This window comes from Saccharothrix deserti (assembly GCF_009769385.1).
GTDB classification, from domain to species: Bacteria; Actinomycetota; Actinomycetes; order Mycobacteriales; family Pseudonocardiaceae; genus Actinosynnema; species Actinosynnema deserti.
On sequence record NZ_VKAB01000022.1, the window covers coordinates 107,188 to 133,127 of the forward strand.

The 25,940-nt window shown below is 72.1% G+C and carries 14 protein-coding genes and 2 pseudogenes; 4 read left to right on the forward strand and 12 right to left on the reverse strand.

From position 1 onward, the window contains the following. Positions 1-198 precede the first annotated feature (198 nt). The gene (locus tag FM051_RS31045) at positions 199-2,076 is read right to left on the reverse strand and encodes a CBM96 family carbohydrate-binding protein (protein ID WP_158849581.1); all 1,878 of its coding nucleotides are present in this window, start codon (positions 2,074-2,076) and stop codon (positions 199-201) included. A 162-nt stretch (positions 2,077-2,238) separates the two neighbouring features. On the opposite strand from FM051_RS31045, the gene FM051_RS31050 reads away from it, so the two are divergent. Then, on the forward strand, positions 2,239-2,847 hold the full coding sequence (locus FM051_RS31050) for a VOC family protein (RefSeq protein ID WP_158849583.1): 609 nt from the start codon (positions 2,239-2,241) through the stop codon (positions 2,845-2,847). Between the two features lie 157 nt (positions 2,848-3,004). On the opposite strand, the pseudogene FM051_RS52150 reads toward FM051_RS31050, so the two are convergent. Continuing rightward, positions 3,005-3,166 (reverse strand): annotated as a pseudogene (locus FM051_RS52150) (IS110 family transposase); the annotation flags it as partial. A 403-nt stretch (positions 3,167-3,569) separates the two neighbouring features. On the opposite strand from FM051_RS52150, the gene FM051_RS31060 reads away from it, so the two are divergent. Further along, positions 3,570-6,767, forward strand: a complete 3,198-nt coding sequence (locus tag FM051_RS31060; RefSeq protein WP_158849584.1) for a S8 family peptidase — start codon at positions 3,570-3,572, stop codon at positions 6,765-6,767. Between the two features lie 50 nt (positions 6,768-6,817). Here FM051_RS31060 and FM051_RS31065 read toward each other — a convergent pair whose 3' ends face one another. Together FM051_RS31065 and FM051_RS54070 are read right to left on the reverse strand one after the other, a co-directional pair. Further along, positions 6,818-9,505 carry an nSTAND1 domain-containing NTPase gene (locus FM051_RS31065; RefSeq protein ID WP_158849586.1) on the reverse strand — a complete coding sequence of 896 codons (2,688 nt, stop codon included), beginning with the start codon at positions 9,503-9,505 and terminating at the stop codon, positions 6,818-6,820. 359 nt (positions 9,506-9,864) lie between these two features. Then, positions 9,865-10,068, reverse strand: a pseudogene (locus FM051_RS54070) (IS701 family transposase); the annotation flags it as partial. Between the two features lie 103 nt (positions 10,069-10,171). Here FM051_RS54070 and FM051_RS31075 point away from each other — a divergent pair. Next, entirely contained in the window at positions 10,172-10,543 is a 372-nt protein-coding gene (locus FM051_RS31075) for a hypothetical protein (RefSeq protein WP_158849588.1), read from the forward strand. On the opposite strand, the gene FM051_RS31080 is transcribed toward FM051_RS31075, so the two are convergent. Both FM051_RS31080 and FM051_RS31085 read right to left on the reverse strand, forming a co-directional pair. After that, the gene (locus tag FM051_RS31080; protein ID WP_158849590.1) at positions 10,521-12,614 is read right to left on the reverse strand and encodes an ATP-binding protein; all 2,094 of its coding nucleotides are present in this window, start codon (positions 12,612-12,614) and stop codon (positions 10,521-10,523) included. The two genes, FM051_RS31075 and FM051_RS31080, sit on opposite strands and share 23 nt — an antisense overlap. Positions 12,615-12,623: 9 nt before the next feature. Continuing rightward, positions 12,624-14,978 carry an ATP-binding protein gene (locus FM051_RS31085; RefSeq protein ID WP_158849592.1) on the reverse strand — a complete coding sequence of 785 codons (2,355 nt, stop codon included), beginning with the start codon at positions 14,976-14,978 and terminating at the stop codon, positions 12,624-12,626. A 558-nt stretch (positions 14,979-15,536) separates the two neighbouring features. Here FM051_RS31085 and FM051_RS31090 point away from each other — a divergent pair. Then, complete coding sequence (locus FM051_RS31090; RefSeq protein ID WP_158849594.1) at positions 15,537-17,870, forward strand: ATP-binding protein; 2,334 nt, start codon at positions 15,537-15,539, stop codon at positions 17,868-17,870. Positions 17,871-18,163: 293 nt separating this feature from the next. On the opposite strand, the gene FM051_RS31095 is transcribed toward FM051_RS31090, so the two are convergent. From FM051_RS31095 to FM051_RS31120, 6 genes are all read right to left on the reverse strand, one after another. Then, positions 18,164-19,078, reverse strand: coding sequence for an expansin EXLX1 family cellulose-binding protein (locus tag FM051_RS31095; protein ID WP_202919105.1), 915 nt, complete (start codon positions 19,076-19,078; stop codon positions 18,164-18,166). A 71-nt stretch (positions 19,079-19,149) separates the two neighbouring features. Beyond that, positions 19,150-19,989: an ATP-binding cassette domain-containing protein gene (locus tag FM051_RS31100; protein ID WP_158849598.1), complete on the reverse strand. Its 840-nt coding sequence runs from the start codon at positions 19,987-19,989 to the stop codon at positions 19,150-19,152. Beyond that, entirely contained in the window at positions 19,986-20,993 is a 1,008-nt protein-coding gene (locus FM051_RS31105) for an ABC transporter ATP-binding protein (protein ID WP_158849600.1), read from the reverse strand. The genes FM051_RS31100 and FM051_RS31105 overlap by 4 nt, the downstream gene beginning before the upstream one ends. Next, entirely contained in the window at positions 20,993-22,801 is a 1,809-nt protein-coding gene (locus FM051_RS31110; RefSeq protein ID WP_238412772.1) for an ABC transporter permease subunit, read from the reverse strand. Before FM051_RS31110 ends, FM051_RS31105 begins: the two co-directional genes overlap by 1 nt. After that, positions 22,798-24,168 carry an ABC transporter substrate-binding protein gene (locus FM051_RS31115; RefSeq protein ID WP_238412773.1) on the reverse strand — a complete coding sequence of 457 codons (1,371 nt, stop codon included), beginning with the start codon at positions 24,166-24,168 and terminating at the stop codon, positions 22,798-22,800. The genes FM051_RS31110 and FM051_RS31115 overlap by 4 nt, the downstream gene beginning before the upstream one ends. 425 nt (positions 24,169-24,593) lie before the next feature. Continuing rightward, a complete protein-coding gene (locus tag FM051_RS31120) occupies positions 24,594-25,934 on the reverse strand; it encodes a glycoside hydrolase family 6 protein (RefSeq protein WP_158849604.1) in 1,341 nt (446 codons plus the stop codon). Between the last annotated feature and the right edge of the window lie 6 nt (positions 25,935-25,940).

The following is a 25,940-nucleotide window of genomic DNA, read 5'->3' on the forward strand; positions in this document are numbered from 1 at the left end:
CAGCAGTCGCAACGCCACACCGCACGATCATGCTCCCGTGATCCGCAGTGCACGATCACCGCAGCTCAACTGCCCAGCGCGGAGTTCTGGCACCCCACAGGATCGCGGACTTCTACAACACCACCAGAAGACACAACGCCAACGACGGGCTGGTGGCCGTCCCTCCCCGTCGCGGGACGGGGAGGGAGCTCGGCGGGATCAGGCGACGCCGAAGGAGTATGTGGCGTCGTAGGTGTTGACGCTCCCGTCGGGCCGGACCGCGTAGACGCTCAGGCTGTACCAGCCGGGAGCCGGCGGCGCCCAGGTGATCGTCGCGGTGCCGTCGGGACCGGCGGCGACCTCGGTGTGCGGCTCGAACCAGTCGAAGGAGTACCGGTACGCGGCGACTTCCGACCAGGTGGGCGGTGGCGTGAAGGTGAACGTGCCCGGCACGCCCACCCCACCGTGCGGGTGGCCGTCGGAGGGGTAGACCTCCGAGGTGACGCCCGGCCACGGCGGGAAGTTCAGCGACCAGGACGCCTCGTCCGACGTCCAGCCGTTGTCGCTGCGGCTGCGCACGGTCACCCGGTGGCCGTTCTCCCGGTCGGCGCGGAACGTGACGGTCGCCGTGCCGTCCGGGCCGGCCTGGACGACGCGCTGCTCCTGCTGGTCGACCTGGTAGGTGAAGTCGACCGTGCGGTCGGCGACGTCCGCGTGCGGCGTGAACTTCAGCGTCACGTCGTGGTTGAACCGGGGCGGCCCGCCGACGACGGACACCTCGGGGTAGCTGCTGGGCACGTAGATCCAGAAGGAGACCGGCTCCGAGCTGCGGCCCGCGGCGTCGATGGTCCGCACCCTCAGCCTGACCGGTCCCGAGCCGCGCGGGGTGAGGTTCACGGTGGCCGTGCCGCCGGGCCGGTCGGCCCGGACGGTGTTCTCGCCGGCGAACCGGTCGGAGCAGATCAGCCTGTTCAGCTCGCCGTACGTGCAGCCGGGCACCGAGAACTCGCCCCAGGTCCACTCGAAGCCGGCGACGTCCGGGTTGCCCCCGCCGTCGAACGTGAACACGCCCGGCTCTCCCACCGGGGCCCACCCGGACTCGTCGAGCGGGTAGTTGGCGGAGGTCACCGCGGGCGCGGGCGGGTTGGCGGCGTCGGCGGTGAAGTGGCACGGCTCGGACCACGCCGAGGTGTCCACGCCGTCCGTGACCCGGGCCTGCCACGAGTAGGCGCGCCCGTCGGTGAACAGGGCCGCCGGGAACTGCGACCGCGCCACCCTGGTGGTCTCGGCGTACTGCACGCGCTGCTCGGTCCGCGCCGCCGGGTCGTCCTGCGGCCACAGCGCGAAGTCGACGGTGACCCCGGAACCCTGCTGGTCACCTGGGTCGGCGTCGGCGGGCAGGGCTTCGAGCGCGACGAAGTGCTGGTTCAGCCTCGGGTACGGGGCGGTGGTGGCGCACGCCAGGCCACCGTTGTAGCGGTGCTGGTCCACGATGGACGGAGCCCGGTTGTGCTGCACGGTCAGCGCCGCCCGGTAGTACCCGTCGAGCGTGCGGCCGTAGGTCACGTCACGCTCGAACTGCTGGGGAACCTTGACCTCCAGCGTGACCCTGGACTTGCCCCGGCTCACCGCGTCGCGCACGACCGTCGCCACGTCGAACGAGGGGTAGCCGACGCAGAGGCCGGTGCTGGTGAAGTCGTCCACCCACCGCTTGCGCTCCGGCGCGTTCGCCCACGTCGGGTCCGCGGTGGCGGTCTTCGTCTCCCACACCTCGATCGCGCGCTTGGCGCAGTCGGCCACCGCGCTCTCCTCCAGGTGCAGGGTCGCGGCGCCGACCCGCGTGCCCGCGAACGCGGCGACGTCGAACGTCAGGTAGACGCGCGACACGTGCAGCCGGCCGTCCGGCTTCGACGCGCCCAGCGGCGCGTCCTGGCCGGCCCAGGCGAACGCGGTGTGCGGTGCGGCCGAATCCGTGTGGGAGGCCAGCACTGGGCTGAGCTGGCTGAAGTGCGGTGCGGCGGTCGCGGTCCCCGGCAGCGCGGTGAGCGCGACGGCGACAGCCCCGCAGAGCGCGAGCAGGGATCTTCGTTTCGACATGGTCCCCCCTTGTCATGGTGCGGCCGGACCCACTCGGGCCGACCGCAGGACATCTTCGCGCATGCCGCCGCTCCGGCCAGGGCATTTCGCCGATCCGACGGACCTGGACCGGCCCGCCAAAACCGGTTGCGCCTGCCCCTCCGGCCGTGGCAAAAGGGGCGCGTGCACTCCTCCTCACCCGACGGCTTCTGCTGGTTCGACCTCAAGGCGCGCGACGTCGCCGCCACCGCCGGGACGCTGACCGCCGCCTTCGGGTGGCGCGCCGCGGACCCCGGCGGACTGCGGTCCGCGCACGTGCTCGAACACCGCGGGTTCCGCATCGGCGGCCTCAGCGACCTGTCCGCGCCCGTCTACCCGGCCGGGCTGCCCGACCACGTGGCGCTGTACCTGGCGGTAGACGACGCCCAGTCGCGTACGGCTGCCGCGGTGGCCGCCGGGGCGCGGGTGCTCGTCGAGCCGTTCGACGTGCCCGAGCAGGGGCGGGTGGCGACCCTGGTCGATCCGGTGGGCGCGGTCGTGTCGCTGTGGGAACCGGGCGGGTTCGCGGGCTGGGAGCACCCGGACGACCTCGACGGCGCGCCCGCGGTCCCCGTCCACCGCGGGCCCGATCCCGAGGCGGCACGCGCCTTCTACCGGCGATCCGGCCTCGGCACCGGCGCGGCGTCGTTCGAGCACGCCGACGAGGCCGCGTCATGGTGCCCGCGCGTGCGCGGCCTGCGTGAACCGGTGCGCACGCCGGGCGGGGTGGTGTTCCTCGCGGACGTCCCCTGAGCCGCGCCACCTCGCACACGGGGGAGGCGCCGTTCCGGCCGAACGGCTGCCAGGCCGTGCACGCAGCGCGGGGCGGCACCGGCCCTCCGGGGCCGGCCGCGGCGTCCAGGACGTCGTTCTTGCGACGCCCGCCACGCGACAGCTCCCGCACCCGCGCGGTGGCCGTCGGCGGGACGTCCACCACGGCCTCGCCTCGCGCGACCAGCCATTGCGCCAGGTGCCGGCCCAGACCGCGGGCGTTCTCCACCGCCCAGCGGCGCTCGCCGAACCGCCGCGCCCAGGCCGGCAGCCGCCGGTAGTCGACCAGCGTGGCGTCCACACGAACGGTGTCCAACGTGCTGTGGGTGCCGGAGTCCAGCGCCGCCGCCGTGTGGCCGGCTTGTGCGGGTCAACCCCGTCGGGTCTCGTGCTTGGTCACCCGCGGAAGCGAGTCGGCGAACCTCGATCGGATCGCCTCCGGTTTCCACACCCGGCGCTGTGGGTGCCGTTTCTGCTGGGACGACCGGGAACCGCCACGACGCCAACCGCGCTCCCCCACACGCAGCACCACGCGGATTGCCGTGTTGCGACGGGTTCTCGCCGGGGCGGTGTTCACAACACGTTGTTCAGCCTGCGGGGAACGAACCTGAACACGCGCTTCGCCGCTTGACTCGGGATCGATACCGGAGCCCGTACCACGTTCACCGTCCGCGGTACGGGCTCCCCACGAACAGGGAGGTCCCGTGGCGCGAAGAGCAGTGGCGCTGGCGCTGGCCGCCGTACTGGCGGGAGCGGCGGCGCCCGCCCACGCCGCACCGGACAGGACAGCACCGGATAGAACAGCACCAGCCGCGCCGGACAGGACCGCGTCCGGCAGCGCGCAGGGCAAGGCGTCGCCGAGCGACCGGAAGACCGTCACGCTCGTCACCGGCGACCGGGTCGTCCTCGACGGCGACCGGCTCGTCTCGGTCACCCCCGGCACGCACCGGCAGGACGTCTCGTTCCAGGTCACCCGGCACGCGGGCCGCCTGCGCGTCGTCCCCACCGACGTGGCGCGGGCGCTGGCCGAGGGTCGGGTGGACCGGCGGCTGTTCGACGTCACCGGGCTGGTCGAGGCCGGGTACGACGACGCGCGGCGCGACACCGTGCCGGTGATCGTTTCCGGTGGCCGCCCGCCGTCGGGCGCGCGGGTGGCCGACGCGCTGCCCGCCGTGGACGTGGTGGCCGCCGAGGTGCCGAAGGCGACCGGGTGGCAGGAGTTACCCGAGGACGCCGGCAAGGTGTGGCTGGACGGGATGGCCCGCCCGCTGCTGGACCGCAGCACCGCGCAGGTCGGGGCGCCGGTGGCGTGGGCGGCGGGACTGACCGGCGCGGGCGTGACCGTCGCGGTGGTCGACACGGGCGTGGAGGGCGACCACCCCGACCTGGTCGGGCGGGAGGTCGCCGGGCGCGACTTCACCCACGAGCAGGACGGGATCGACCACTACGGCCACGGCACGCACGTCGCGGCCACGATCGCGGGCCACCGCGCGCCCTACCGGGGAGTCGCGCCGGACGGGCGGCTGCTCGACGCGAAGGTGTGCGACAGCAGGGGCTTCTGCCCGGAGTCGGCGATCATCGAGGGGATGCGCTGGGCCGCGGAGCAGGGCGCGGACGTGGTGAACATCAGCCTGGGCTTGGTCCCCAGTGACGACGTCGACCCGGTGGAGGCGGCCGTGGACGCCCTGTCGGCGAGCCACGGCACGCTGTTCGTCGTCTCGGCGGGCAACTCCGGGGACCAGGCGGGCACCGTGCTCTCCCCCGGCACCGCCGACTCCGCGCTGACCGTCGGCGCGGTGGAGCGGGACGACTCGCTGGCGGACTTCTCCAGCCGGGGCCCGAGGGTGGCCGACAGCGCGGTCAAGCCGGACATCACCGCGCCGGGCGTGGACATCGTCGCGGCCAAGGCGAGCACCGGCGGGTTCCTCGGCACGCCGGTCGGCGAGAAGCACATGGCCCTGTCGGGCACGTCGATGGCCTCGCCGCACGTCGCGGGCGCGGCGGCGCTGCTGGCGCAGCGGCACCCCGACTGGAACGGCGCACGGCTCAAGGCCGCACTGACCGCCTCGGCCAAGCCGAACCCGGCGCTGAGCGTCTACGAGCAGGGCTCGGGCCGCCTGGACATCGCCGCGGCGTTGGCCACGACGATCACCAGCGAGCCGACGTCGGTCGTCCTCGGCAGGCACGAGTGGCCGCACGACGACGACGCACCCGTCACGAAACCCCTGGTCTACCGCAACGACGGCGCGCAGCCGATCACGCTGGACCTGGCGGTGCAGGCGCGCGGACCGGACGGCGCGGAGCACCCGGTGTTCTCGGTGTCCCCGGCGCGGGTCACCGTCCCGGCGGGCGGCACCGCCGAGGTCGCCGTGACGGGTGATTCGCGGCAGGGGTCCGTGGACGGCACGTACTCGGGGTCGGTGGTGGCGACCGCGGACGGCTCGGAGGTGCTGCGCACGCCGGTCGGGCTGAACCGGGAGGTGGAGAGCTACCCGATCACCTTCGACTACCCCGGCGCGCCCGAGGGCAGGAGGCTCACGCTCCTGGTGAACGTGGCCACCGGCGTGCACACCTACGTACGGGACGGCACCGCGCGGCTGCCCAAGGGCGACTACCTGGTGCAGTCGCTGCTGGGGCCGGAAGAGGGCCCGAACACCATCGTCATCCGGCCGGACCTGCGGGTGGCGGGGGCGACGCGGGTGGTCCTCGACGCCCGCTCGGCGGGACCGCTGGAGGTCGTCGCGCCCGACCCGGCGGCGGTGCCCGGCGCGCACAGCCTGGTGGCCGAGCGCACGCTCGGCGAGGACACCGTGAGCGTGGGCGTGCACCACCCCGGCGGTTTCAAGGCAGGGACGCGGATAGGCCACGCGGGGCCGTCGCTGCCCGCCGGTCAGCTGGACGTGTTCGTGTCCGCGCAGTCCGCGAGCCCGTCGGCCTCCTACTGGCTGGGGTGGGCAGCGCAGGGCCGGGTGCCCGACGGGTTCGTGCGCCGGCCGCGCGAGTCGGACCTGGCGAAGGTGCGCACCACGATCACCCTGAAGAACCTGGGCGGGTTCCGGGATCTGGCGGGCTACGTGGTCGCGCCGTCCGGGGCGTTCGGTCCGACCTTCTCCACCGACGTGGCCTCCACGCCCACCTCGACGAGGTACACGACACCGGACACCGGCTGGCGGACGCTGTTCTTCGACGAAGGGAATCTGATGAGCGGGAACGAGGAGCGGTACGGCGCGGGCCTGACCTATGACCGGTCGTTCGGCGCACCCGTCATCGGTCCGATGATGTACTCCGGCGACTACCCGAACCTGACGCGCACCGGGAACGAGGTGTCGCTGTCGCTGACGCTGTTCGGCGACCGGGAGGGCAACGAGGGCTACTCCAGGACCATGTCCACGCGGACCGCGCTGTACCGCAACGGGAAACTGGTGAGCGAGAACGACAACGCCGGGCACGGCGTGTTCGCGGTGCCGCCGGGGCCCGCGGTGTTCCGGGCGCAGACCGAGGTGACGCGCGCGCAGGAGGTCTCGGACTTCAGCACGCGCATCGCGGTGGACTGGACGTTCCGCTCGGACACGACCACCCGTGAGCGGCGGCTGCCGATGTCGGTGGTGCGGTTCGCCCCCGCGCTCGACCCCACGGGCAGCGCGCCCGCGTACCGCCCGCTGACCGTGCCGCTGGTCGTGGACCAGCAGCGCGGTGTGGACAACCCGCCGCTGCGCCACTTCAGCGTGCAGGTGTCCTACGACGACGGGGCGAACTGGGCGGACCTCCCGGTGCTGGGCCGCACGGCGCTGGTGGGCAACCGGGCCGGGCCGGGGACGTTCGTCTCCCTGCGCGTGCACGCCACCGACGGCCGGGGCGGCGAGTTGAGCCAGACCGTGATCCGGGCCTACCGGCTCGGCTGACGGTCCACCGAAAGGCGCCGGGCGGGTGTCCGCCCTCCCGCCCGGCGCCGTCACGGGCACAGCGGCCGTTCCGCCACACCGGGGAAGTGCGCCGCCCAGTCGACGTCGACCAGGTCGGCGCACACGTCGCGGATCACGTGGTCGACGTCCACCACGAGCCGCCACAACCCGCCGCGCGTCTCCACCATCAGCAGTTCGCCTTGCTCGTACCGCGCCGAGCTGAACTCCACTCCCGGCGCACGCAGGGACAACGGTTCCCGGCCGCTCAGGTCCCACAGCCACACCGAGTCGCGGTGCACCGCCATGACGGCCTCGCCATCGCGGGAGAACTCGACCAAGGCCTGCTCCGGGACCGCGTCCGCCTCCAGCAGCGTCCCGGCCCCGTCGAGCACGGTGAGGTGCGCGCCGTCGAGGTCGGAAACGGCGAGCAGGCCTCCCGGACCGGTCACCAGCCCCAGCCGGGCGGAGCGGCTGAGCACCGGGGTGACCCGTCCGTCCAGGGACCACACCTCCACGTGGCGGCGGTCGCCGTCACGGCGCGCCAGGACCACGCCGGTGCCGTCGTCCAACGGCATGACGCTCTCGACGCCGTCGACGGGCAGGCGGGTGCGGGTGGTGTCGCCGGGGCGCCAGTGGACCGCGCCACCGTCCTCGACGGCCGCCATGAGGGTGCCCGCCGCGTCGATGCCCTGGGGGAACGGCCAGCCGGTCAGGGTGGCGGTCCGGCGCGGGGCGTCGGGGTCGCTCAGGTCCCAGAGCTGGAACTCGTCGGGGCGGACCACCGCGAGCGCGGTGCGCTCGTCGGCGCTGAGCAGGTTCAGGAAGCCGTCGCGCGGCAGTGTCATCCCCCCGGCCTTCCGGCGTTCCGGGCCGACCCAGAGGCGGTAGGTGATCCCCGAGGACCCGGGTTCGGGGCCGACCTCGTGGGTCACGGCAACGCTGCCGGGCACGCGTGCGTAGCCCTCGCCCAGGGTGGTGACGGTGCCCGCCGCGCGGGCGAGCAGGAGCGCGTCGCGGGCCTGGGTGGTGGGGGCGACGCGGTAGGCGGCCAAGGCGAGCGCCGCCGCGTCGCGCGGGCGGGCCAGCAGGCCCAGGGCGGTGTCGGCGGCGCGCAGCGACAGCGCCTGGTTGCGCTCGCGGGTGGCGGCACGCTGGGTGGTGACCGCGTAGACGGCGGTGGCGGCGAGCAGCAGGACGAGCGCGGCGAGGCAGGCGACGAGTCGCCGCAGCCTGCGCACACCCCGCCTGCGCAGCGCCTCCCGGTCGCGTTCGGCGGCCAGGCCCGCGTCGACGAACTCGCGTTCGGCCCCGTTGAGGCGGGGCGCCAGGCGTCGTGCCTGATCGAGGTGGACGCCGCGGTAGAGGGCGTCGGGGTCTCGGTCGTGGGTGCGCCAGGCTTCGGCGGCGCTGGTGAGCCTGCGGTGGGCGCGCAGCGAGTCGCGGTCCTCGGCGAGCCAGTCCACGAGCCTCGGCCACGCGTGCAGCAGCGCCTCGTGGGTCAGTTCGACGGTGTCGCGGTCGAGGGTGACCAGCCTGGCCGCCGCGAGCCGGTCGAGGACCGCGTCGCCCGCGTCGAGTTCGGCGCGGGCGACGCGGCGGCGGGTGTCCTCGGTGCCGTCGCCGGGGGTGACCAGGCGCTGGAACACCTGCCGCGCCGCCTGCTTCTCCTGCTCGGGGAGCGCGTCGTAGACCTGTTCGGCGGTGCGGGCCAGGGCGTGTTCGACGCCGCCCGCGTCCTCGTAGCCCGCCAGCGTGAGCACCGCGCCACGGCGCCGCCGCCACGTCTCGACCAGCACGTGCGAGGCCAGCGGCAGCGCGCCCTGCTGGGCGGCGACATCCGCGATCAGACGCGCCACCAGCGCGTTCTCCAGCGAGGCTCCCCGGCGGGCGGCGGGTTCGATGACCGCGCGGCGAAGCTGCTCGGCGCTCATCGGCCCGACGAGCGACTGCGAGCGGTGCAGCGCGTCGAGCAGCTCTGGGTGGCGGGCGCAGTGGCCGTAGAAGTCGGCGCGCACGCCGATGACGACACGGGCGGCCCCGGCGGCGTGGGTGAGCGCCCGCACCAGCCACCGGCGGTCGGCCTCCTGGCAGAGGGTGAAGACCTCCTCGAACTGGTCGACCACGAGCAGCAGGTCGTCGGCGGCCTGGCGCAGCAGCACGCGCAGGTGCTCGGGATCGGCGGCGAGTTCGGCGCGGACGTCGACCGCGGACCGGTGGTCGGCCAGTGCCGCCGCCAGCTCGGTGATCGGGTCCGGGCCGGGCGTGATGACCACGTGCTCGCCCCACTGGGCGGCCAGGCCCGCGCGCAGCAGGGAGGACTTGCCCGCACCGGACGCGCCGAACACCCCGACGAAGGGCCGTTCGCGCACCAGCGCGAGCAGTCTGCCCACCTCGGCCTCGCGGCCGAAGAACCGGTCTGCGTCGGTGACCTGGTAGGCGGCCAGCCCCACGTAGGGGGCGTCGCCGTGGTCCGGCCCCTGGGCGGCCAGCTCCCGCCAGCGGGCGGTCCACTGCTCGACGTCTCCCCCGCAGGCGCGGACGAACGCCTTGGTCACCGCCAGGCTGGGCAGCCTGCGCCCCGCCACCGCCTCGGACAGCGCGGCGGGCGAGTAGTTCGCCAGGCGGCCGAGTTCGCGGTAGGACGGCAGCCCGGCGACGCGCCGCAGCCTCCGCAGGTCGCCTGCGAACTTCAGCACCGGTGTGTCCTCCTCGACCAGCGGACGTTCCAGACGCGGCACCCTGCTCTCCCTTCGACACCTCGATTCTCCCGGCGAGGATCACGGGACGACGGCCGCCGGACGGACCAGACGGGTGCGGCACGTGGCTGTCACCGCCGCCGGACAGCCACGTGCCGCACCCGACTGACCCGCCTGCGGGCACTGGTGCCGGTCGGCAACGCGATCGTCGGATCGACCTGGCCGACGCCGAGCAGATGGTGGTCGTGACAGACCGCGATTCGAAAGTGTTGGCGCGCAAGACGTTTCGGCGTCGACTGGAGCGGATCACCGAACGCGCCAGCCGTGACCTGCGCAGTTTCGCCGACGTGCTCGAGATCCGATCGCCGTCCGCCTGTCGAGCAAGTCCTGACCGTTCCGAGCTGGAGACCGTGCGGATTCGCTTCCCCGGCCCGCTCCGCGATCGTCCAGCAGTTCTTGCGCGGCAGGTCCGACAGCAGACCCAGCACCGACCACCCTGCCCGGTGCCGTGGTTCCACCCGGGCGAACCGTCCCGCGACACGGCCCACGGCCACCTCGAACGCCTCCCGCCAACGAGCGGGATCTACGCTGTGACCCGCGGCCACTGTCTCATCGCCACTCCACACGAGTCACGATGATCAACGGTGGCCGTACCCGTTTCCGAACCAGGCCCCACCAGTCGGACCGCGCCCGAGTTGGCGAGTCCGAGTGTCGCACTCGGCGTTCCCGCCCGAGCGAAAGTCACGGCTTCGCGCTCTGACGGTGCATGGGTGGCCGATCGAGTATTTCTACGTACATGATCCGGCCGTCCACGACGTCCAGGATCAGCATGCCTTTCGAGGGCAAGAGAGGCACGCGCCGATGGCCCGCGCCATACGGCTGCCCCTGCGGATGATCTGCCGTCCGGATGCTCTGGCAAAAGTCATCGCCGCAGCCGCACCCGCCAACCAGACGAAGATCCCGCGCGCTGATGGCCAGCTCGCGTTCTCCTTCCTGCTCCAGGAGGGCAGTCAGCTCGGCGACGAGGTCTGGGAAGACGTCGCGAACGAGCGGAAGACTATTCGCCCAGTGCGTAGGTGACGGCCTCTTCTTGGGTCATCCGTACGCCTTGTTGGAGGGCGTCGTGGTAGGCGCGTTCACCGAGGGCTTCGCGAGTCCGTGTCCGCCATTCCCGCCCCTGGTCGACCAAGGCGCCGAAGCCGAACAGCGGTCGGCCGATCGGCTCCCACATCTTGTCCGCCGCCCCCTGCAGCACGGCCGCCCGAGCCCAGTCGCCCTCCGCGGCAGCGGCCCACGACAAGAGATCCACACCGAACGGGTAGCCCAGCTGGTCGGTCACGTCACGCTTGACGCGGAGGCACTCACACAGGTGAGCCGTCGCTTGCCGGGGGTTTCCCGCTGTCAACCACGTGATGCCGGCAGTGATCAACGCCCAGGACAAGGCCCAGCGTTCTCCCAGCGCCGCGCAGATGTTCCGGCACTCGTCGAGCAGGTCCATGGCGTGGTCGGTGTCACCGGCCGTGCCGGCGACAAGTATCTGAATCGGAAAAATGATCAACGCGGGCGCGGTCCACCGGGGCGATGCCCGGTGGCGAGCCAGGACGTGATCAAGGAGTGGAATCGCCTGCGGCGGGTCGCCGGACGCCAGTCGCACCCAGCCGAGGTACTGGGTCGCATAGGCCAGCTCGGTATCCTCGCCCAGCTCCTGGGCGAGGTCCCGGCTTTCTTCCACCAGAGCCAGGCCGGCCTGGTAATCGCCCTGCAAGCAGGCGATCCATCCGTTGATCCACAGTCCCCGCGCGCGGTCCCGGCTGGGTGCCTGGTCGGCTTGCAGCGCCCGGTCGAGCCAGTACCGGCCGTCACGGACGAACCCGCAGGCGATCCAGTAGAACCACAGGGCCGTGCCCAGCCGCAGGCCCTCCCGCTGCCGGCCGGGAACCGTCAGGCAGTAGTCCAGCGCCTCGAAGAGGTTGACCCGCTCGACTCGCAACCGCTCGGCCCACTCGGGCTGGCGCGGGCCTCCCGAGTCCGCGTCGGCCTGCTCGGCCAGGTGCAGGTAGTAGTCGCGGTGCCGGCGGCGCAGCCCAGCCGTGTCACCGGCCTCGGCCAGCCGCTCCTGCCCGTACTGGCGAATGGTCTCCAGGAGCTGGTACCGCACCCCGGTACCGCACTCCTCCCGGACCAGAACCGATTTGTCGATCAGCCCGGCCACCGCACCGAGAACCTCGTGGTGCGCCAGCCCCGGACCGGCGCACACGTGTGCGGCCGCGTCCAGGTCGAAATCCCCGGCGAACACCGAACACCTGGCCCAGAGCAGTCGTTCCGCCTCCGAGCACAGCTCGAAACTCCACTCGACCGTCGCCCGCAGGGTCTGATGGCGCGGCAGGGCCGTGGGGCTCCCGCCCGTCAACAGCGCGAACCGGTCCTCCAGCCGGACCAGCATCTGCTCCACCGACAACATCGGCATCCGGACCGCGGCCAGTTCGATCGCCAACGGCAACCCGTCCAGCCGCCGGCACAACCGCGTCACCACCGGCTCATTGTCCCTGGTCAGGGCGAACCCCGGAGCAGCCGCGGCCGCCCGGTCCACGAACAACGCCAGCGCGTCGCGGGAGTACGCCGTCACCCGCGCACCGGACTCGGTGGGCGGCAGGGACAGCGGTGGGACGGGCCAGCGATGTTCACCGGAGACACCGAGCGGTTCCCTGCTGGTGGCCAGCACGGACAACCGCGGCACAGCGGTCAGCAACCGAACCACCAACCGGCCACAACCGTCCAGCACATGCTCACAGTTGTCCAAAATGAGCAGCAGGCGCTTGTCCTCCAGGAACTCGGCCAGCACGGTCGCCGGATCCCGCCGCGAGTGATCGCGCAAACCCAGCGCGGCGGCGACAGCCTGCTCCACCAGCGCCGGATCGCCGAGCGTGGCCAACTCCACCAGCCACACCCCGTCGGGAAACGCCCGACGGACCGCGCGCCCCACCTGCACGGCCAGCCTGGACTTCCCCACCCCACCGACCCCGGTCAAGGTCACCAACCGGGCCGCGGACAGCACGCGTTTCACCTCGGCTATTACCTGCCGCCGACCCACGAAACTCGTCACGTCGGGCGGCAGGTTGCCTGCCACCCGGCCCGATCCGGTGCTCGCCATCACCGCTCTCTAGTTTTCTCGTTGTCCGGCGACCCAGGTGGCCAGTTGGGTGCGTTTGGTGAAGCCGAGTTTGGTCATGATGTTCTTGACGTGGCTCTCGGCGGTGCGCTGGGAGATCACCAGCCGGGCGGCGATCCCCTTGTTGGTGAGGCCCTCGGCGACCAGGTCGGCAACCTGTTGCTCGCGTCGGGTGAGAGTCGTCGTGGTGCCGACGGGTGACCGCGCCGGCTGAGGCTTCTCGTTCAGGGCGTACCCGATCGCGTCTGCCAAGCCCAGGTCCACGCCGCGCTGGAAAGCGGCCTGGAACGCCCGCTCGCCCAGCGCACGACGAGTCCGCTGCTCGCACTCATCGTGATAGCCGCGCAGGTGGGGGGACTTCGCCGGGGACGCGCCGATGGCCTGCCAGCACTCCCGCACGGCACCGAGGAGCGTGGCGGCGCGCCGTCGATCCGGCTCGCCGGCCGCGATCCAGGCCAGGGCCTCCAGACACCAGGCGAAGCCGAGCAGGTCATTGAGCGGGAGTTTCAAGCGCAGGCTCTCCCGCACCAACCCGACCGCCTGCCGTGGGTGGCCCTGCTGCCACAGCGCCAGCCCGAGGACCCACAGCGAGATCGACCGGTACCAGACCTCGCCGCGGGGCTCGGTGATCGCCAGTGCCTCTTCGTGGCAGGCCAACGCCCGGGTGGGGTCCCCGAGCCCTTCGCTGGCCAGCGCGAGCGCGAGGAGGGTTTCGAGCAGCCGGGGGATGTCGCCCTCGGCACGGTAGGTGTCCAGGGCGGCGTCCAGCAGCGCGACCGCGTGGTGGAGGTCGCCCCGGTATGTCGCCAGGTACCCGGAGGCGAGCGTGAACAGCACGCGCGTCGAGGCATCACCCAACTGCTCGGCGACCTGCTGTCCCTCGGCCACCAGGGCCGATGTGGCAGCGATGTCGCTCTGGTGCCCGGCCAGCATGCTGTCGGCGTAAAGAGCCCGGCCCCGGTCCGCGCTGGGCCGCGGCTGCTGGGCCAGGGCACGGCCGAGCCAGTACCGGCCCTCGCTGAGCAGCCCCCGGCCGAACCAGTACAGGTACAACGATGTGGCCATCCGCAGCCCGGCCCCGGCCTGGCCGGGTTCGGTGAGGCAGAACTCCAGCGCGGCCCGGATGTTCGGGTACTCCCGCTCCAGGCGGGCGAACCAGTCCACCTGCCGGGGACTGATCCACTCGGCGTCCGCGCGCGCCACGAGCTCGGCGTACCAGTCCCGGTGCCGCCGGCGTGGTTCGGTGTCCTGGCCGGATTCCCGCAGCTTGTCCTGACCGTATTCGCGGATGGTGTCCAGCAGTCGGTAACGCACGAGGGTGCCGTCGTCCTCGAAGATCAGGATCGACTTGTCCACCAGGGAGATCACCAGCTCGGGTACGTCCTCCGACGCCAGGCCGTCCCCGGCGCAGATGCCCTCGGCCGCCGCCAGCTCGAAGCTACCGACGAACACCGTCAGCCGAGCCCACAGCCGCTGTTCCGCACGCGTGCACAGCTCGTAGCTCCACTCGATGCAGGCCCGCAGGGTCCGATGGCGGGGCTGCGTGCTGCGCAGACGAGTCTCCAAGAGCCGGAACCGGTCGGACAGGCGGTGCAGGATCTCCCCCGGCGACAGCACCGGCAACCGCGCCGCGGCCAGCTCGATCGCCAGCGGCAGCCCTTCCAACCGGCGACAGATCTCCGCGACCGCGACATCGTTGTCGGTCGTGAGGCAGAACCCGGGCACCACCGCCACGGCCCGCTCCGTGAACAGGGTCACCGCCTCGAACCGGGACAGTCCCGGCAAGCTGTGTGGCTGTCGTGGGTCCGGCACCGACAGCGGCGGCACCGACAGCGGCGGCACCGGCAGCGCGACCTCCCCACCGATACCCAGCCGCTCCCGACTGGTGGCCAGCACCCGCAACCCCGGACAGGACCGCAGCAGCGCATCGACCAGCTTCGCGACCGCGTCCACCACGTGTCCGCAGTTGTCCAGCACCAGCAGCACCTGCCGGTCAGCGAGGTACTCCGTCAGCCTCGCGACCGGCGGGAGCCCCGGCTGCTCACCCGGCCCCAGCGTGGGCTGCTCCCGCAGCCCCAGGGTGTCGGCCACGGTGTGCGCCACCAGCTCCGGATCCTGCAGCTCGCCCAGCTCGACCAGCCACTCCCCATCGTCGAACGCCCGCTGCACCTGCGTGGCCACCCGCAGCGCGAGCCGGGACTTGCCGACACCCCCGACCCCCGTCAACGTCACCAGGCGGGAGGCCGACAGCACCCGCTTGGCCTCGGCCACCTCGCGCCGACGGCCGACAAAACTGGTCAGCTCCAGGGGCAGATTCCCGACCCTGCCCGGAGCGGTGAGTGACATGACACCTTCACACCGCAACCCACGGCTGCTGCTCGATCTTCAGCGCCCAACCGAACCCGGGCACTGCCACCACGTTAACCGCTGCAGCGCCGACACACGAAGGGAAACTTCCAGCGGCGACCAAAGCACCCCACTCATATCGAGCCGGAACTATTCGGTTCCTGCATGATCGCGTAGCGGACGTGGCGAGCCTGGAAGCAGCCGCGGACGAGGTGCGGTTGACGCCGGCGCTCGGCCTGGCGACCGCGGCGGTGTGGACCGCTCCCCCGGGCCTGATCATCGGCACGGTTGTGTTGGCGTTGGGCGTCACGTCCAACACGCCCGCGTTCTTCTCCGCCGCCTTCGCCACCGCACGCCCCGTCCGCCATCGCCCTGGCCGGGTGCCTCTGGACCCTCTCCCCGACCGCCCGGCACGCCGACCGTTCGCAGGCCGCCGGAACACCCGAAGAGACGGAACCCTGACGTCTCGCAAGTCGGCGCCGCTCCTGTGCCGGCAGTGGCCGAACCGTTGTGAGCACACCCTGCGCTGCCGAGCGCGTCGCACTACCGTTCGGTGGTATGAGCTCCGTCGTTCGGCAGAGGACGTCGAGCCTTCCGCTGGAGCTGAGCAGCTTCGTCGGCCGTCGGCGCGAGGTGGACGAGGTCAGGCGCCTGCTGTCGTCATCCCGCCTGGTGACCCTCACCGGGCCCGGTGGGGTGGGCAAGACACGTCTCGCCCTGGAAGTGACCAACGCGGTGCGCAGGGCGTTCCCGGACGGCGTGGTGGTGGTCGAGCTGGACCAGCTGCGCGATCCCGAACTGGTGCCGAACTCGGTCGCGGTGGCCGTGGGCCTGCGGGAGAACGCGGACCGCACGACGGTCGAGCTGATGATCGAGTACTTGGCTTCGCGCCGGTTGCTGCTGGTCCTGGACAACTCGGAGCACCTGGTCGACGCGGTCGCCGAGCTGGCCGCCAAGTTGTTGCAGCGCTGTCGGGAACTGCGGATCCTGGCGACCAGCCGGGAGTGGCTGGGCATCCAGGGCGAGGCCGTCCTGCCGGTGCCGCCGCTGACGCTGCCCGACCCCGACCTGCCGCTCGCCGACCAGGACCTGATCCGCTCCGAGGCGGTGGCCCTGTTCGTGGAACGGGCGGCGTCGACCCGGCCCGGTTTCACCGTCGGCGAGCACAACGGCGCGGCGATCGTGGAGATCTGCCAGCGCCTCGACGGCCTCCCACTGGCGATCGAACTGGCCGCGGCACGCCTGCGCGCGCTGTCGGAGAAGGACATCCTCGCCAGGCTGGCCGATCAGCCGCACCTGCTGACCACCCGGCTGCGGCACGTGCCCGCGCGGCAGCAGACGTTGCGGGCGTGCATCGAGTGGAGCCACGGCCTGTGCTCCCCCGGGGAGCAGTTGCTGTGGGCGCGCCTGTCGGTGTTCGCGGGCGCGTTCGAACTGGACGCCGCGGAAGAGGTCTGCGCGGGTGACGTGCTGGATGTCGGTGACGTGGTGGATCTGGTGGCGTCCCTGATGGACAAGTCGATCCTGGTCAGGGAACAGCACGGCGACGTCGTGCGGTACCGGGTGCTGGAGACCATCCGCGAGTTCGGCGTGGAGCAGTTGGAGCGGACCGGTGAGCACGCCGACCTGCGCCGCCGGCACCGCGACTGGTACCTGGAGCTGGTGGAACGGGCCCAGGCGGACTGGGTCAGCCCCAAACAGGTCGAGTGGTTCGGCCGGCTGGACCGGGAGCACTCGAACATCCAAGCGGCCATGGCCTACTGCCTGGGCGAGCCCGGCGAGGTCGAACCCGCGATGCGAATGCTGGCGGCACTGTTCCACTTCTACTGGTGGGGCCGCGGCTGGACCAAGGAGGGCAGGTTGTGGCTGTCACGCGCGCTCGACCAGCCGAGCCCGCCGACCGCCGTCCGCGCCAGGGCCCTGCTCACCGACGGTGCGCTGGCGCTGGGCGCCGGGGACATCGAGGGCGGCCTCCGGCGTCTGGAGGAGGCCGAGGGCATCGCCGCCGGTCTGGACGACCCCACCATCGACGCCCATGCCTGCTGGGTGTCCGGGTGCGCCGTGATGTACAGCGGTGACCTCCCCGGCTCGATCGAGATCATCGAACGAGGGCTGGCCGTGCTGCCGCCGGGGGTCGACCTGCCGATGCGCCTCAACATGCTGCTGGGCTGTGCGATCTCCTCGGGACTGCTCGGCGACTCGGACCGCGCCAACGCCTACCACGAGGAGTCGCTGCGGATCACCGGTTCGGCCGGCGAGTGCTTCCACCGGTCCTGGGCCCTCTGGGCGCTCGGCCTGTTCGCGATGCAACAGGGCGACCACAGCCGGTCCGCCGAGCTGTACCGGGAGAGCATCCGGCTGCGCCGGGACATCCGCGACCTCACCGGGTTCGGCTGGTCGGTCGAGTCGCTGGCCTGGACGGAGGCGGCGTTCGCGCCTCCCGAGCGGGTGGCGACGCTGCTCGGCATCGCGGACCGGCTCTGGGAGATCATGGGTCGGCCGCTGGAGACCTACCAGCACCAGTACCCCTACCACGTGGACTGCGAGCGGGTCGCGCGGGAACGCCTCGGCCGCAAGCGGTTCGAGGCGGCGTTCGAGCGCGGGCGGGTGATGAGCACGGACGAGGCCGTGGCGTTCGCCCTGGGCGAGGTCCCCCCGCCGACGGCGACCGTGCCGACACAGGCGCCGCGACTGCTGACCCGCCGCGAGTGGGAGATCGCCGAACTGATCGCCGAAGGCCTGACCAGCAAAAAAGTCGCCACCCGACTCGTCATCTCCGTGCGCACCGCGGAAACCCACACCGAGCACATCCTCACCAAACTCGGGTTCACCTCCCGCGCGCAGATCGCGACCTGGGTCGTCGAACAACGTGCCAAGCACGTGTCCGGGTAGGGCGGACCGCTCGTCACCGCTGCCCGACGGCGTGGTCCGGCCGCCCGTTCACCACCGGATTCGTGCTGCTCACCGTGGCGGACCCCTGAGTACTCCACGCCGCCGACGTGGCCGTATACACGCTGCCGCTCTACGTGATCGGTCCGCGGGCATCCCGGGCGCCGGCCACCGCCCTCGCCGGGTGCCCAGGTGGTCACCCAACCCGATAGAACCGCGCCGTCTCGTAATTGACAGACCAACTCCCCCTGCTGACCCGGGGTGGGGCGGCCGACCGACCGGCCGCCCACCCCGGGTCAGTGTGCGGCGAATTGCAGGCTCGTGGCCTGGACGACGTCGGGCTTGATCGGCAAGGGGTCCACGACCAGGCGTTGGCCGTAGATGTCGGTGACCGCGATGGCCCCGCCGCATCCGGAACCGTTCTCGGAGAGGAAGTAGTTGTAGTCGGTCCGTTGCAGCTGCTTCCACTGCCCGCCTGCCTGGACTTCCAGTCGTGCCACCGGATTGCGGTGGTCGATGGCCTGGATTGCGCACCAGTGCCTACTGGACCCGGTCTTGTAGCGGATGGAGATCCCCTTCGACACCGCGGGGCTCACCAGCGTCCACGTGATCGGGATCTCTCCCAGGTTGGGCGCCGCCAGCCGGGCGAACGCCTCCGCGCTCAGGTCCAACTGCCCGACCCGGCACGGCTGCGGACACAGGTTGGTGATCCGCACCGTCAGGCTCGCGCCGTTGGACGCCCGAACCAGGACGTAGGCGCCGCACGCTTTGGCGTCCTCGTAGTCCGCCCAGTTCATCGCGGCGGTCAACGGATCGGGGCCGGGGTCGTACAGGCACGCGCCGCCGCCATCGGAGTCGTAGAACGTCGCCACCCCTTGGTTGGTGACCCCTGGCTTGATCCTCCCGGCCAGCGGCGCGTCACCCGCGACCGCGGCGGGCACCGACGTCGAGGTCACCGACGGCGGGGTCACCGACGTCGACGGGACGGTGGCGGCCGTGCCGATCGCCGCGCTCGGCGACACGGTCACCGACTCGCTCACGGTCGGTGTGGCCGAGGCCGCACCGACCGGGGACCGACTGTCCACGCCGGCAGCGGCAACCGGATCACCCGCTTCGCCCGTCCGATCCCGCTGCACGACCACACCCACCACAGCCGCGGTCGCCAACAACAGGGTCGCCGCCACCGAGGCCACCAACCACCGTCTGGGCACCACACCTCCTACGCGATAACCGAAGGCCGGCGCCGAGCACGGCGGCCGTGATAGTGCCAAACGGCGATCCGTCAGGCAAGCTCGCAACGCGACGACGCATGCCGCCATCCGTGCCCGTCCTTCACGGTCAGGCGGTCCGGATCGGGTACGGAGGACAGCAGCTCGCGGGTGTAGTCGTGGGTGGGTGCGTCGCACACCTGGCGAGCGGGGCCCGACTCGACGATGCGGCCGCGGTGCAGCACCGCGACGCGGTGTGCGACGTGCCGGACCAGCGTGAGGTCGTGGCAGATGAACAGCTGCGCGAGCCCGAGCTCGTCCTGCAACTCGGTGAACAGGTTGACCACTCCGGCGCGCATCGACGGGTCGAGCGCGGAAACCGGTTCGTCGAGCACCAGCAGCCTCGGCTCGCTCGCCAACGCCCGGGCGATGCCGACGCGTTGGCACTGCCCGCCGGACAGCTCGTGCGGCAGCCTCCGGGCGACGGACCGGTCGAGGTGCACGAGGTCGAGCAGCTCGGCCACCCGCGCGGGACCGGTCGCGGGATCCCAGCGGCCCTGGACGCGCAGCGGCTCGGCGACGGCGTCGAACACCGTCGTGCGCGGGCTGAGCGCACCGTACGGGTCCTGGAACACCGGCTGGAAACCACGCCTGAGCGTTCGTAGTCCAGGCTCCTCCACAGTGGTCAGCTCACGACCTCCGAAACGGACGGAGCCGCCTTCGGGCTTGCGCAGCATGAGCACCGCCGCGGCGGTGCTGGACTTGCCGGATCCGGACTCGCCGACCAGGGCGAGCGTCTCCCCCGCGTCCACGGTGAAGGAGATCCGGTCCACCGCCAGGACGGGCGGCGTCCGGCGCCCACGTGCCGGGTAGCGGACGACGAGGTCCCGAACTTCGAGCAGTGGCGCTGTCATGCCGTGCTCCCCGCGAACAGGTCCGTGGTGCGCCGCGGCAGCTCTGCGAGCCGGTGGCAGGACGCCCAGTGCCCGTCCTGCCACTCGGCGGGCTCGGGCTCGTGCCGCGTGCAGTGGTCCGTGGCCGCAGGACAGCGCAGAGCGAAGGCGCACCCCGCCGGCGGGGAACCGGTCGTCACGGGCGCTCCGGGCATGGCGGGCAGGTACCTGCTCTCCGCGTGCCGCGGAGGCAACGACGCGAGCAGGCCTGCGGTGTAGGGGGCACGTGGGTTCCGCAGGACTCGGTGGACCGGACCGGACTCCACGTGCCGGCCCGCGTACATCACCAGCACCCGGTCGGCGTGGACGGCGGCGACGGCGAGGTCGTGCGTGACCAGGACGACCGCCATCCCGGCTCGCTCGCGGAGCGTGTCCAGCAGGTCCAGGATCCGAGCCTGGACAGTCGGGTCGAGCGCGGTGGTCGGCTCATCGGCCACCACGAGGTCCGGGTCGTTGACCGTCGCCATGGCGATCACCGCGCGCTGGCGCATGCCACCGGAGAACTCGTGCGGGTAGGCGCGGGCGCGGCGGGCGGCGTCCGGGATGCCGACGCGGTCGAGCGCGGCCACAGCCCGCTCCAGCGCCGCCTTGCGCCCCACTCCCCGCACCGACCGGACGGCGAGGGCGAGTTGGTCTCCGACGGTGTGCACGGGACTGAGCACGGACAGCGCGTCCTGGGGCACGAAGGCCATCCGGTGTCCCCACAGCTTCCGGTACACCGCATCCGAGGCGCCGACCAGTTCCTCGCCGTCGAACCGAACACTGCCGGACACGCGCATCCCGGCGGGCAGCAACCCGAGCACGGCTCGCGCGGTGATGGACTTCCCCGCCCCGGACTCCCCCACCACGGCGAGCATCTCGCCTGCCGCGACCTCGAAGGACACGTCGCGCACCAGATCGACCTCGTGCGGCCGGGTGGCGGTGATCCGCAGGCCGCGAACTTCCAGGAGTGCTTCAGTGCTCATCACGCACCAACCCCTTCGGTGATCGGCGCCCGGCGACTCCGAATCACGCCGAACAGGCCGGAATTCGTCCTGCCCCATCCGCGCAACGTGGACAACGACACCGCCAGCGCGGCGAGCACCAGCAGCATGGCCCCCGGTGTGAGCGCCGCCAGCGGAGCACGCTCCACATAGGGCAACGACTCGGCCAGCATCAGGCCCCACTCCGGTGCGGGTGGCTGCGCACCGAGCCCGAGAAAGCCCAGGGACGCCATGGCGAGTGCCATGCCGGGCATGCGCAGGACGGCGTGCCGCGCGACCGGACCGGCCACCGCCGGCAGCACGTGGCGCAGCAGGATCCAGGACGGTGGCGACCCGATGGCGCGCAACGCCGTCACGTGCGCGGCGGCGCGGGTTTCCTGGACCAACGCCGCCGCGTGGGCCGCGAGCGGCGGCCAGGACACGAGCGCGACCGCGATGGACGCGCCGACGGCTCCGGGGCCGAGCACAGCGGCGACCAGGATGCCCGCGATCACCGGGGGCACGGCGTTGGCCGTCTCCGCCACGCCCGACGCCGGACCCGGCAGGAATCCCAGCACCACCGCGATCACGTAGGAGCACAGGCACACGCCCGCCGCCACACCGAGCGTCGCGGCCGCGCCGTGCCCGACCCTGGCGAGGACGTCCCGGCCGAGCGAGTCGGTGCCCAGCGGGTGCGCCCACGACGGGCTCGCGAACCGGGCGGCCGCATCCAGCCGCAGTGGCTCCAGCAGCAGCCCCCAACCGACGACCACGGCCATGACGATCGCGCACACGACCGGAACCGCTTGCCGCAGAGGGCCTGTCGCTCCTGCGACCGGCGCGGGCAGCGACAGCGCGGCGTCACGCAACCCGGGTCCGAGCAGCCGGTGCCGGGCCACCGCCGCCAGCGATCCCGCGACCGCACCCAGGAGCACCAGCGCGAGCACCGAAGCCTGCAACAGCGGCAAGTCCTGGGACTCCGCGGCGTTCAGGGCGGTACGGCCGATGCCGGGCACCGCGAACACCGTCTCGACGGCCACCGCGCCACCGGTCAGGCCGACAGCCACGAGACCGATCTGCGGCAGCAGGAGAGGCAGGACGCGGCGCAGCGCCGCCGACGCGATGACGCCGGCCGTGCACCCCGAGGACCGCCACAGCCCGACCCACCGCTCCTCGAACACGGCAGGCAGCGCGTCGTCCACCAATCGTCCCAGCACGCCACCCGCCGGGACGCCCAACGCGAGCGCGGGCAGCACCAGGTGCCGCGGTCCCTGCCAGCCGTACGGCGGGAACCACCCGAGCCACACCGACAGGACGATCAACAAGATCGTGGCGACGAGGAACTCCGGCAACGCCGCCAACGCCGCGGCACCGCCGCCACCACCCGAACCACCTCGCAGCGTCCCCCGCGCCCCGCGCACGACCGTCCGCGCACACAACGCGCACGCCAACAGCAAGGTCACGACCAACGCCGCGCCCATCAGGGTCAACGAGACACCCAGACCGGACAGCACCGAGGGCAGCACTTCGGCGCCGCTGACCCAGGACCGCCCGAGGTCACCGCGCAGCACCCCGCCCAGCCAGTCGCCGAGCAGCCCCGCCGGGCTCGCGTCCAGCCCCAGTTCCCGACGCACGGACTCCAACGCCTCGGGCGTCGGCTCCTGTTCGGCGGAACGGGCGCGCAGCACGGACAGCGCCGGATCTCGGCCTGACAGCCACGGCAGCACCCCCACGACCGCGACGATCAGCGCGAGCGCGCCGGCGCGCGCCAGGAGCACACCGGCGCGCTCGCGCACCGACACGCCGCTCACTTCAGCCGGGTGGTCGCGGTGACCAGGAGCCGCTCACGCGGGTCCTTGGCCGAGTCCGCCACCGACGTCGCGTCACCCTGGATGACGCGCTCGTGCAGCATCGGGATCGCCGCGTCGGTCCGCAGCACCGCCGCCTCGGCCTCCAGGATCGCGGCACGCCGCTGATCACCGGATTCCACACCGACGGCCTTCACCACGGCCGCGTCCACCGCCGGGTCGCACAGCTTCGCGATGTTGAACGACCCGTCGCAGGCGAAGTCCGACCTCAGGTAGGCGACGGGATCGCCGGAGTCCAGCACCGTCGCCCTGGACAGGATGAACGCGTCGAACTTGCCGGCCAGCATGTCCTGTTCGATGTGCGCGTACTCGCGCACGACCTGGTTCACCGTGAACCCCTTGTCCTGCAGTTGCTGCTGCAACACCGACGCGACCTCGGGCAGTTCGGCGCGGTCGGTGAACGTCGCGAGGGTGATCGTCACGCCCTTCGGATCCGCTGCCTTCGTCCGGTCGCCCAAGGCTTTGCGACCCTCGGCCGCCCACGGCAGCGCAGGCCCCAGCAGGCCCTTCGCCACGTCGGCCCGTCCCTCGTAGACGCCCTTGACGATCGCCTCGGCGTCGATCGCCTCACGGGCCGCAGCACGCAGGGCGGGATCGATGAACGGGCCGGACTTGGTGTTCAGGTAGAGGGTGTTGGTGCGCGGCATCGGCACCTCGGTGATCGTCTGCTGGTCCAGCAGCGCGGCTTGGGACACCGGAACCGCTTCCGCGATGTGGGCCTCGCCGCTGCGGATGCCGGCGGCACGCGCGGCGCCGTCCGGCACGAAGGAGACGTCGATGCCCGCGGCCTTCGCCTTCTCACCCCAGTAACCGTCGAAGCGGTCGAGCGTGGCGCTCGTCGTGCCGTCGACCTTCACCAGCTTGAACGGGCCGCTCCCGGCGCCGACCGGGTTGACCTTGCCGTCCCCGGCGTACGCGCTTTCGGCCAGGACGGACAGCTGCGGCGAGGAGAGTCGTTGCGGCACCAGCGGATCCGGCACGCCGGTGGTGAGCACGACCTTGCCCGCCTCGGCACGGACCTCCAACTGGACACCGTCGAGGATGCGCGGCTTGGGCGAGGCCTTCATCGCGCGGGTCAGCGTGTTCGCGGCCACGGCCGCGGTCAGCGCGCTGCCGTCGTGGAACGTCACACCGTCCCGGATGACGAACTCCCACGTCGTGTCCGACGTGCGGCTCCACCGAGTGGCCAGCGCGGGCCGCGCGTCGCCCTTCTCGTCCAGGTTCACCAGCGTCTCCGCCGTCGACCAGCGCGACAGCTTGAAGGCGTCGTCGCTGAACGGCGACAACCCCGACCGCGGCGGCAGCATCATCGCCACCTTGATCCGGCCTCCGCCGGAAGGGTCGTCGGTTCCCGTCGCCCCGGTCGCGAAACACCCAGAGAGGAGAACGGAGACCGCCATGAGGCCGGCGGCAGCCAAGGGCGTGCGGTGGTGCATCAGCCTGTCCCGAGGTCGTTGAAAAGTGAACGACCGGACCGTAGCTCATGACAATCGTTTCCATCCAACATCGTCCCACGATGTGGCACAGTATGCCGATCTCTGGCACAGCAGGGCTCAGGCGACCACTACACCTTCGGCACGAAACCCGGCAGCGTCTGTGCTTCCCCGACGCCCGGGTACTGGTTCGCGGCGGGCACTTCCCGGGCTGCGGGTGCAGCAGCCCGGGAAGCACAGCGGTTCCCCGTCGGGCGGAGGCGATGGCCGCGACGGGGAACCGCTTCAGGCCGGCTACGGTGTCAGGAGCACGGGGTGCCGTTCAACGCCGGTGACGAGAACGGCGGCGTTGCTCCGTTGTAACTCGCGTTGTACCCGATGGTCGTCTGCCCACCGGTAGCGAGCGTTCCGTTCCAGGACGCGTTGCCGACACGGACTGCGTCGCCACCCGTGTCGGTCCACGTCCCGTTCCAGCCGTGCGTGACGGACACCCCCGGCGCGGAGAACGTGAGGGTCCAGCCGTTGATCAACTGTCCCCGGTTCGTGATCACGATCTCGCCGGTGTACCCGCCCGTCCATTGGCTGACCACGCGGTGAGTCACCGTGCAGCCGCCGCCGGGGTTGTTGCCCGTGGTGGTAGTGGTGGTGGTCGTCGTCGATGTCGTCGTCGATGTCGGACCCGCCGCGATCGCCAGGTCGTACGCGCGCTGCGGCACGAACTGGCCGGCCGGCGCGATGCAGCCGTCCGCCTCACCCGGCAGCTTGACCCACAGGAAGGCCGCGATCCTCGCGTCGCCCGTGTTCGTCGTGCTGGGCGTGCCGATCGCGCGCCCAGGCGGGTCGCACCACTCGGTGCCCTGCGGGCCGTTGCCGTTGCGGCTGGTGTCCACCACCGCCTTGAGCCTGCTGTCGCCGACGGCGTTGAGGACGTTCTTGACGAAGTTCACCTCGTCGGACGTGCTGCGGTAGTTCGACACGTTCGAGGAGATGCCGTCGGCGCTGTTGGAGATGTCGGCCGCACGCAGCCTGTTCGCGGCCTCCGACGGGCTCAGCCAGGCCGAGTTGCCGATGTCGTAGTACACCTTGGCCTGCGCGGAACCGGACTTGAGCTTCTTGCCCGCGTAGGACATGGACGCCCTGGTCTGGCTCTGCTGGTCGGCGTTCTGGCAGTTGCTCATGATCGGCAGCACATCGGGTTCGAGCACGATCGTCGCGGGACGACCGGCCAGACCCGCCGCGACCTCGTCCACCCACGCCCGGTAGGCCGAGTGGGACGGTGCGCCGCCGCCGCTGGCGCCGCCGCAGTCCCGGTTGGGGATGTTGTAGACCACCAGGATCGGGATCTTCCCGGCCGAAGCCGCCGCTCCGACGAAAGAACTGACCTCCGAGCGCACCGTCGAGGTGTTGGTGGTGGTGTACCACCGCGCCTGCGGGACCGAGGCGATCCGGTCACGGATGACCGGCGTCCGTGAGTCGCCGGGGTTGGCGGCGACCCACTTCGCGCTGGAACTCGCCGGGTCGACGTAGAACACCGACTCGGCCGCCTGTGCGGTCGCGCCGCCGCCCACCGCCAGGCCCACGGCCGCAGCCACGAGCGCGCTCGACAGGACGCACGCGGCCGCGGTCTGCTTCCTCCGCGTCATCGTGTG

Coding starts and splice junctions, on each gene's coding strand:
- FM051_RS31045 (WP_158849581.1), bottom strand. CDS start 2,076: ATGTCGAAACGAAGATCCCTGCTCGCGCTCTGCGGGGCTGTCGCCGTC.
- FM051_RS31080 (WP_158849590.1), bottom strand. CDS start 12,614: ATGGCGAGCACCGGATCGGGCCGGGTGGCAGGCAACCTGCCGCCCGAC.
- FM051_RS31085 (WP_158849592.1), bottom strand. CDS start 14,978: ATGTCACTCACCGCTCCGGGCAGGGTCGGGAATCTGCCCCTGGAGCTG.
- FM051_RS31090 (WP_158849594.1), top strand. CDS start 15,537: ATGAGCTCCGTCGTTCGGCAGAGGACGTCGAGCCTTCCGCTGGAGCTG.
- FM051_RS31100 (WP_158849598.1), bottom strand. CDS start 19,989: ATGACAGCGCCACTGCTCGAAGTTCGGGACCTCGTCGTCCGCTACCCG.
- FM051_RS31105 (WP_158849600.1), bottom strand. CDS start 20,993: ATGAGCACTGAAGCACTCCTGGAAGTTCGCGGCCTGCGGATCACCGCC.
- FM051_RS31115 (WP_238412773.1), bottom strand. CDS start 24,168: ATGATGCTGCCGCCGCGGTCGGGGTTGTCGCCGTTCAGCGACGACGCC.
- FM051_RS31120 (WP_158849604.1), bottom strand. CDS start 25,934: ATGACGCGGAGGAAGCAGACCGCGGCCGCGTGCGTCCTGTCGAGCGCG.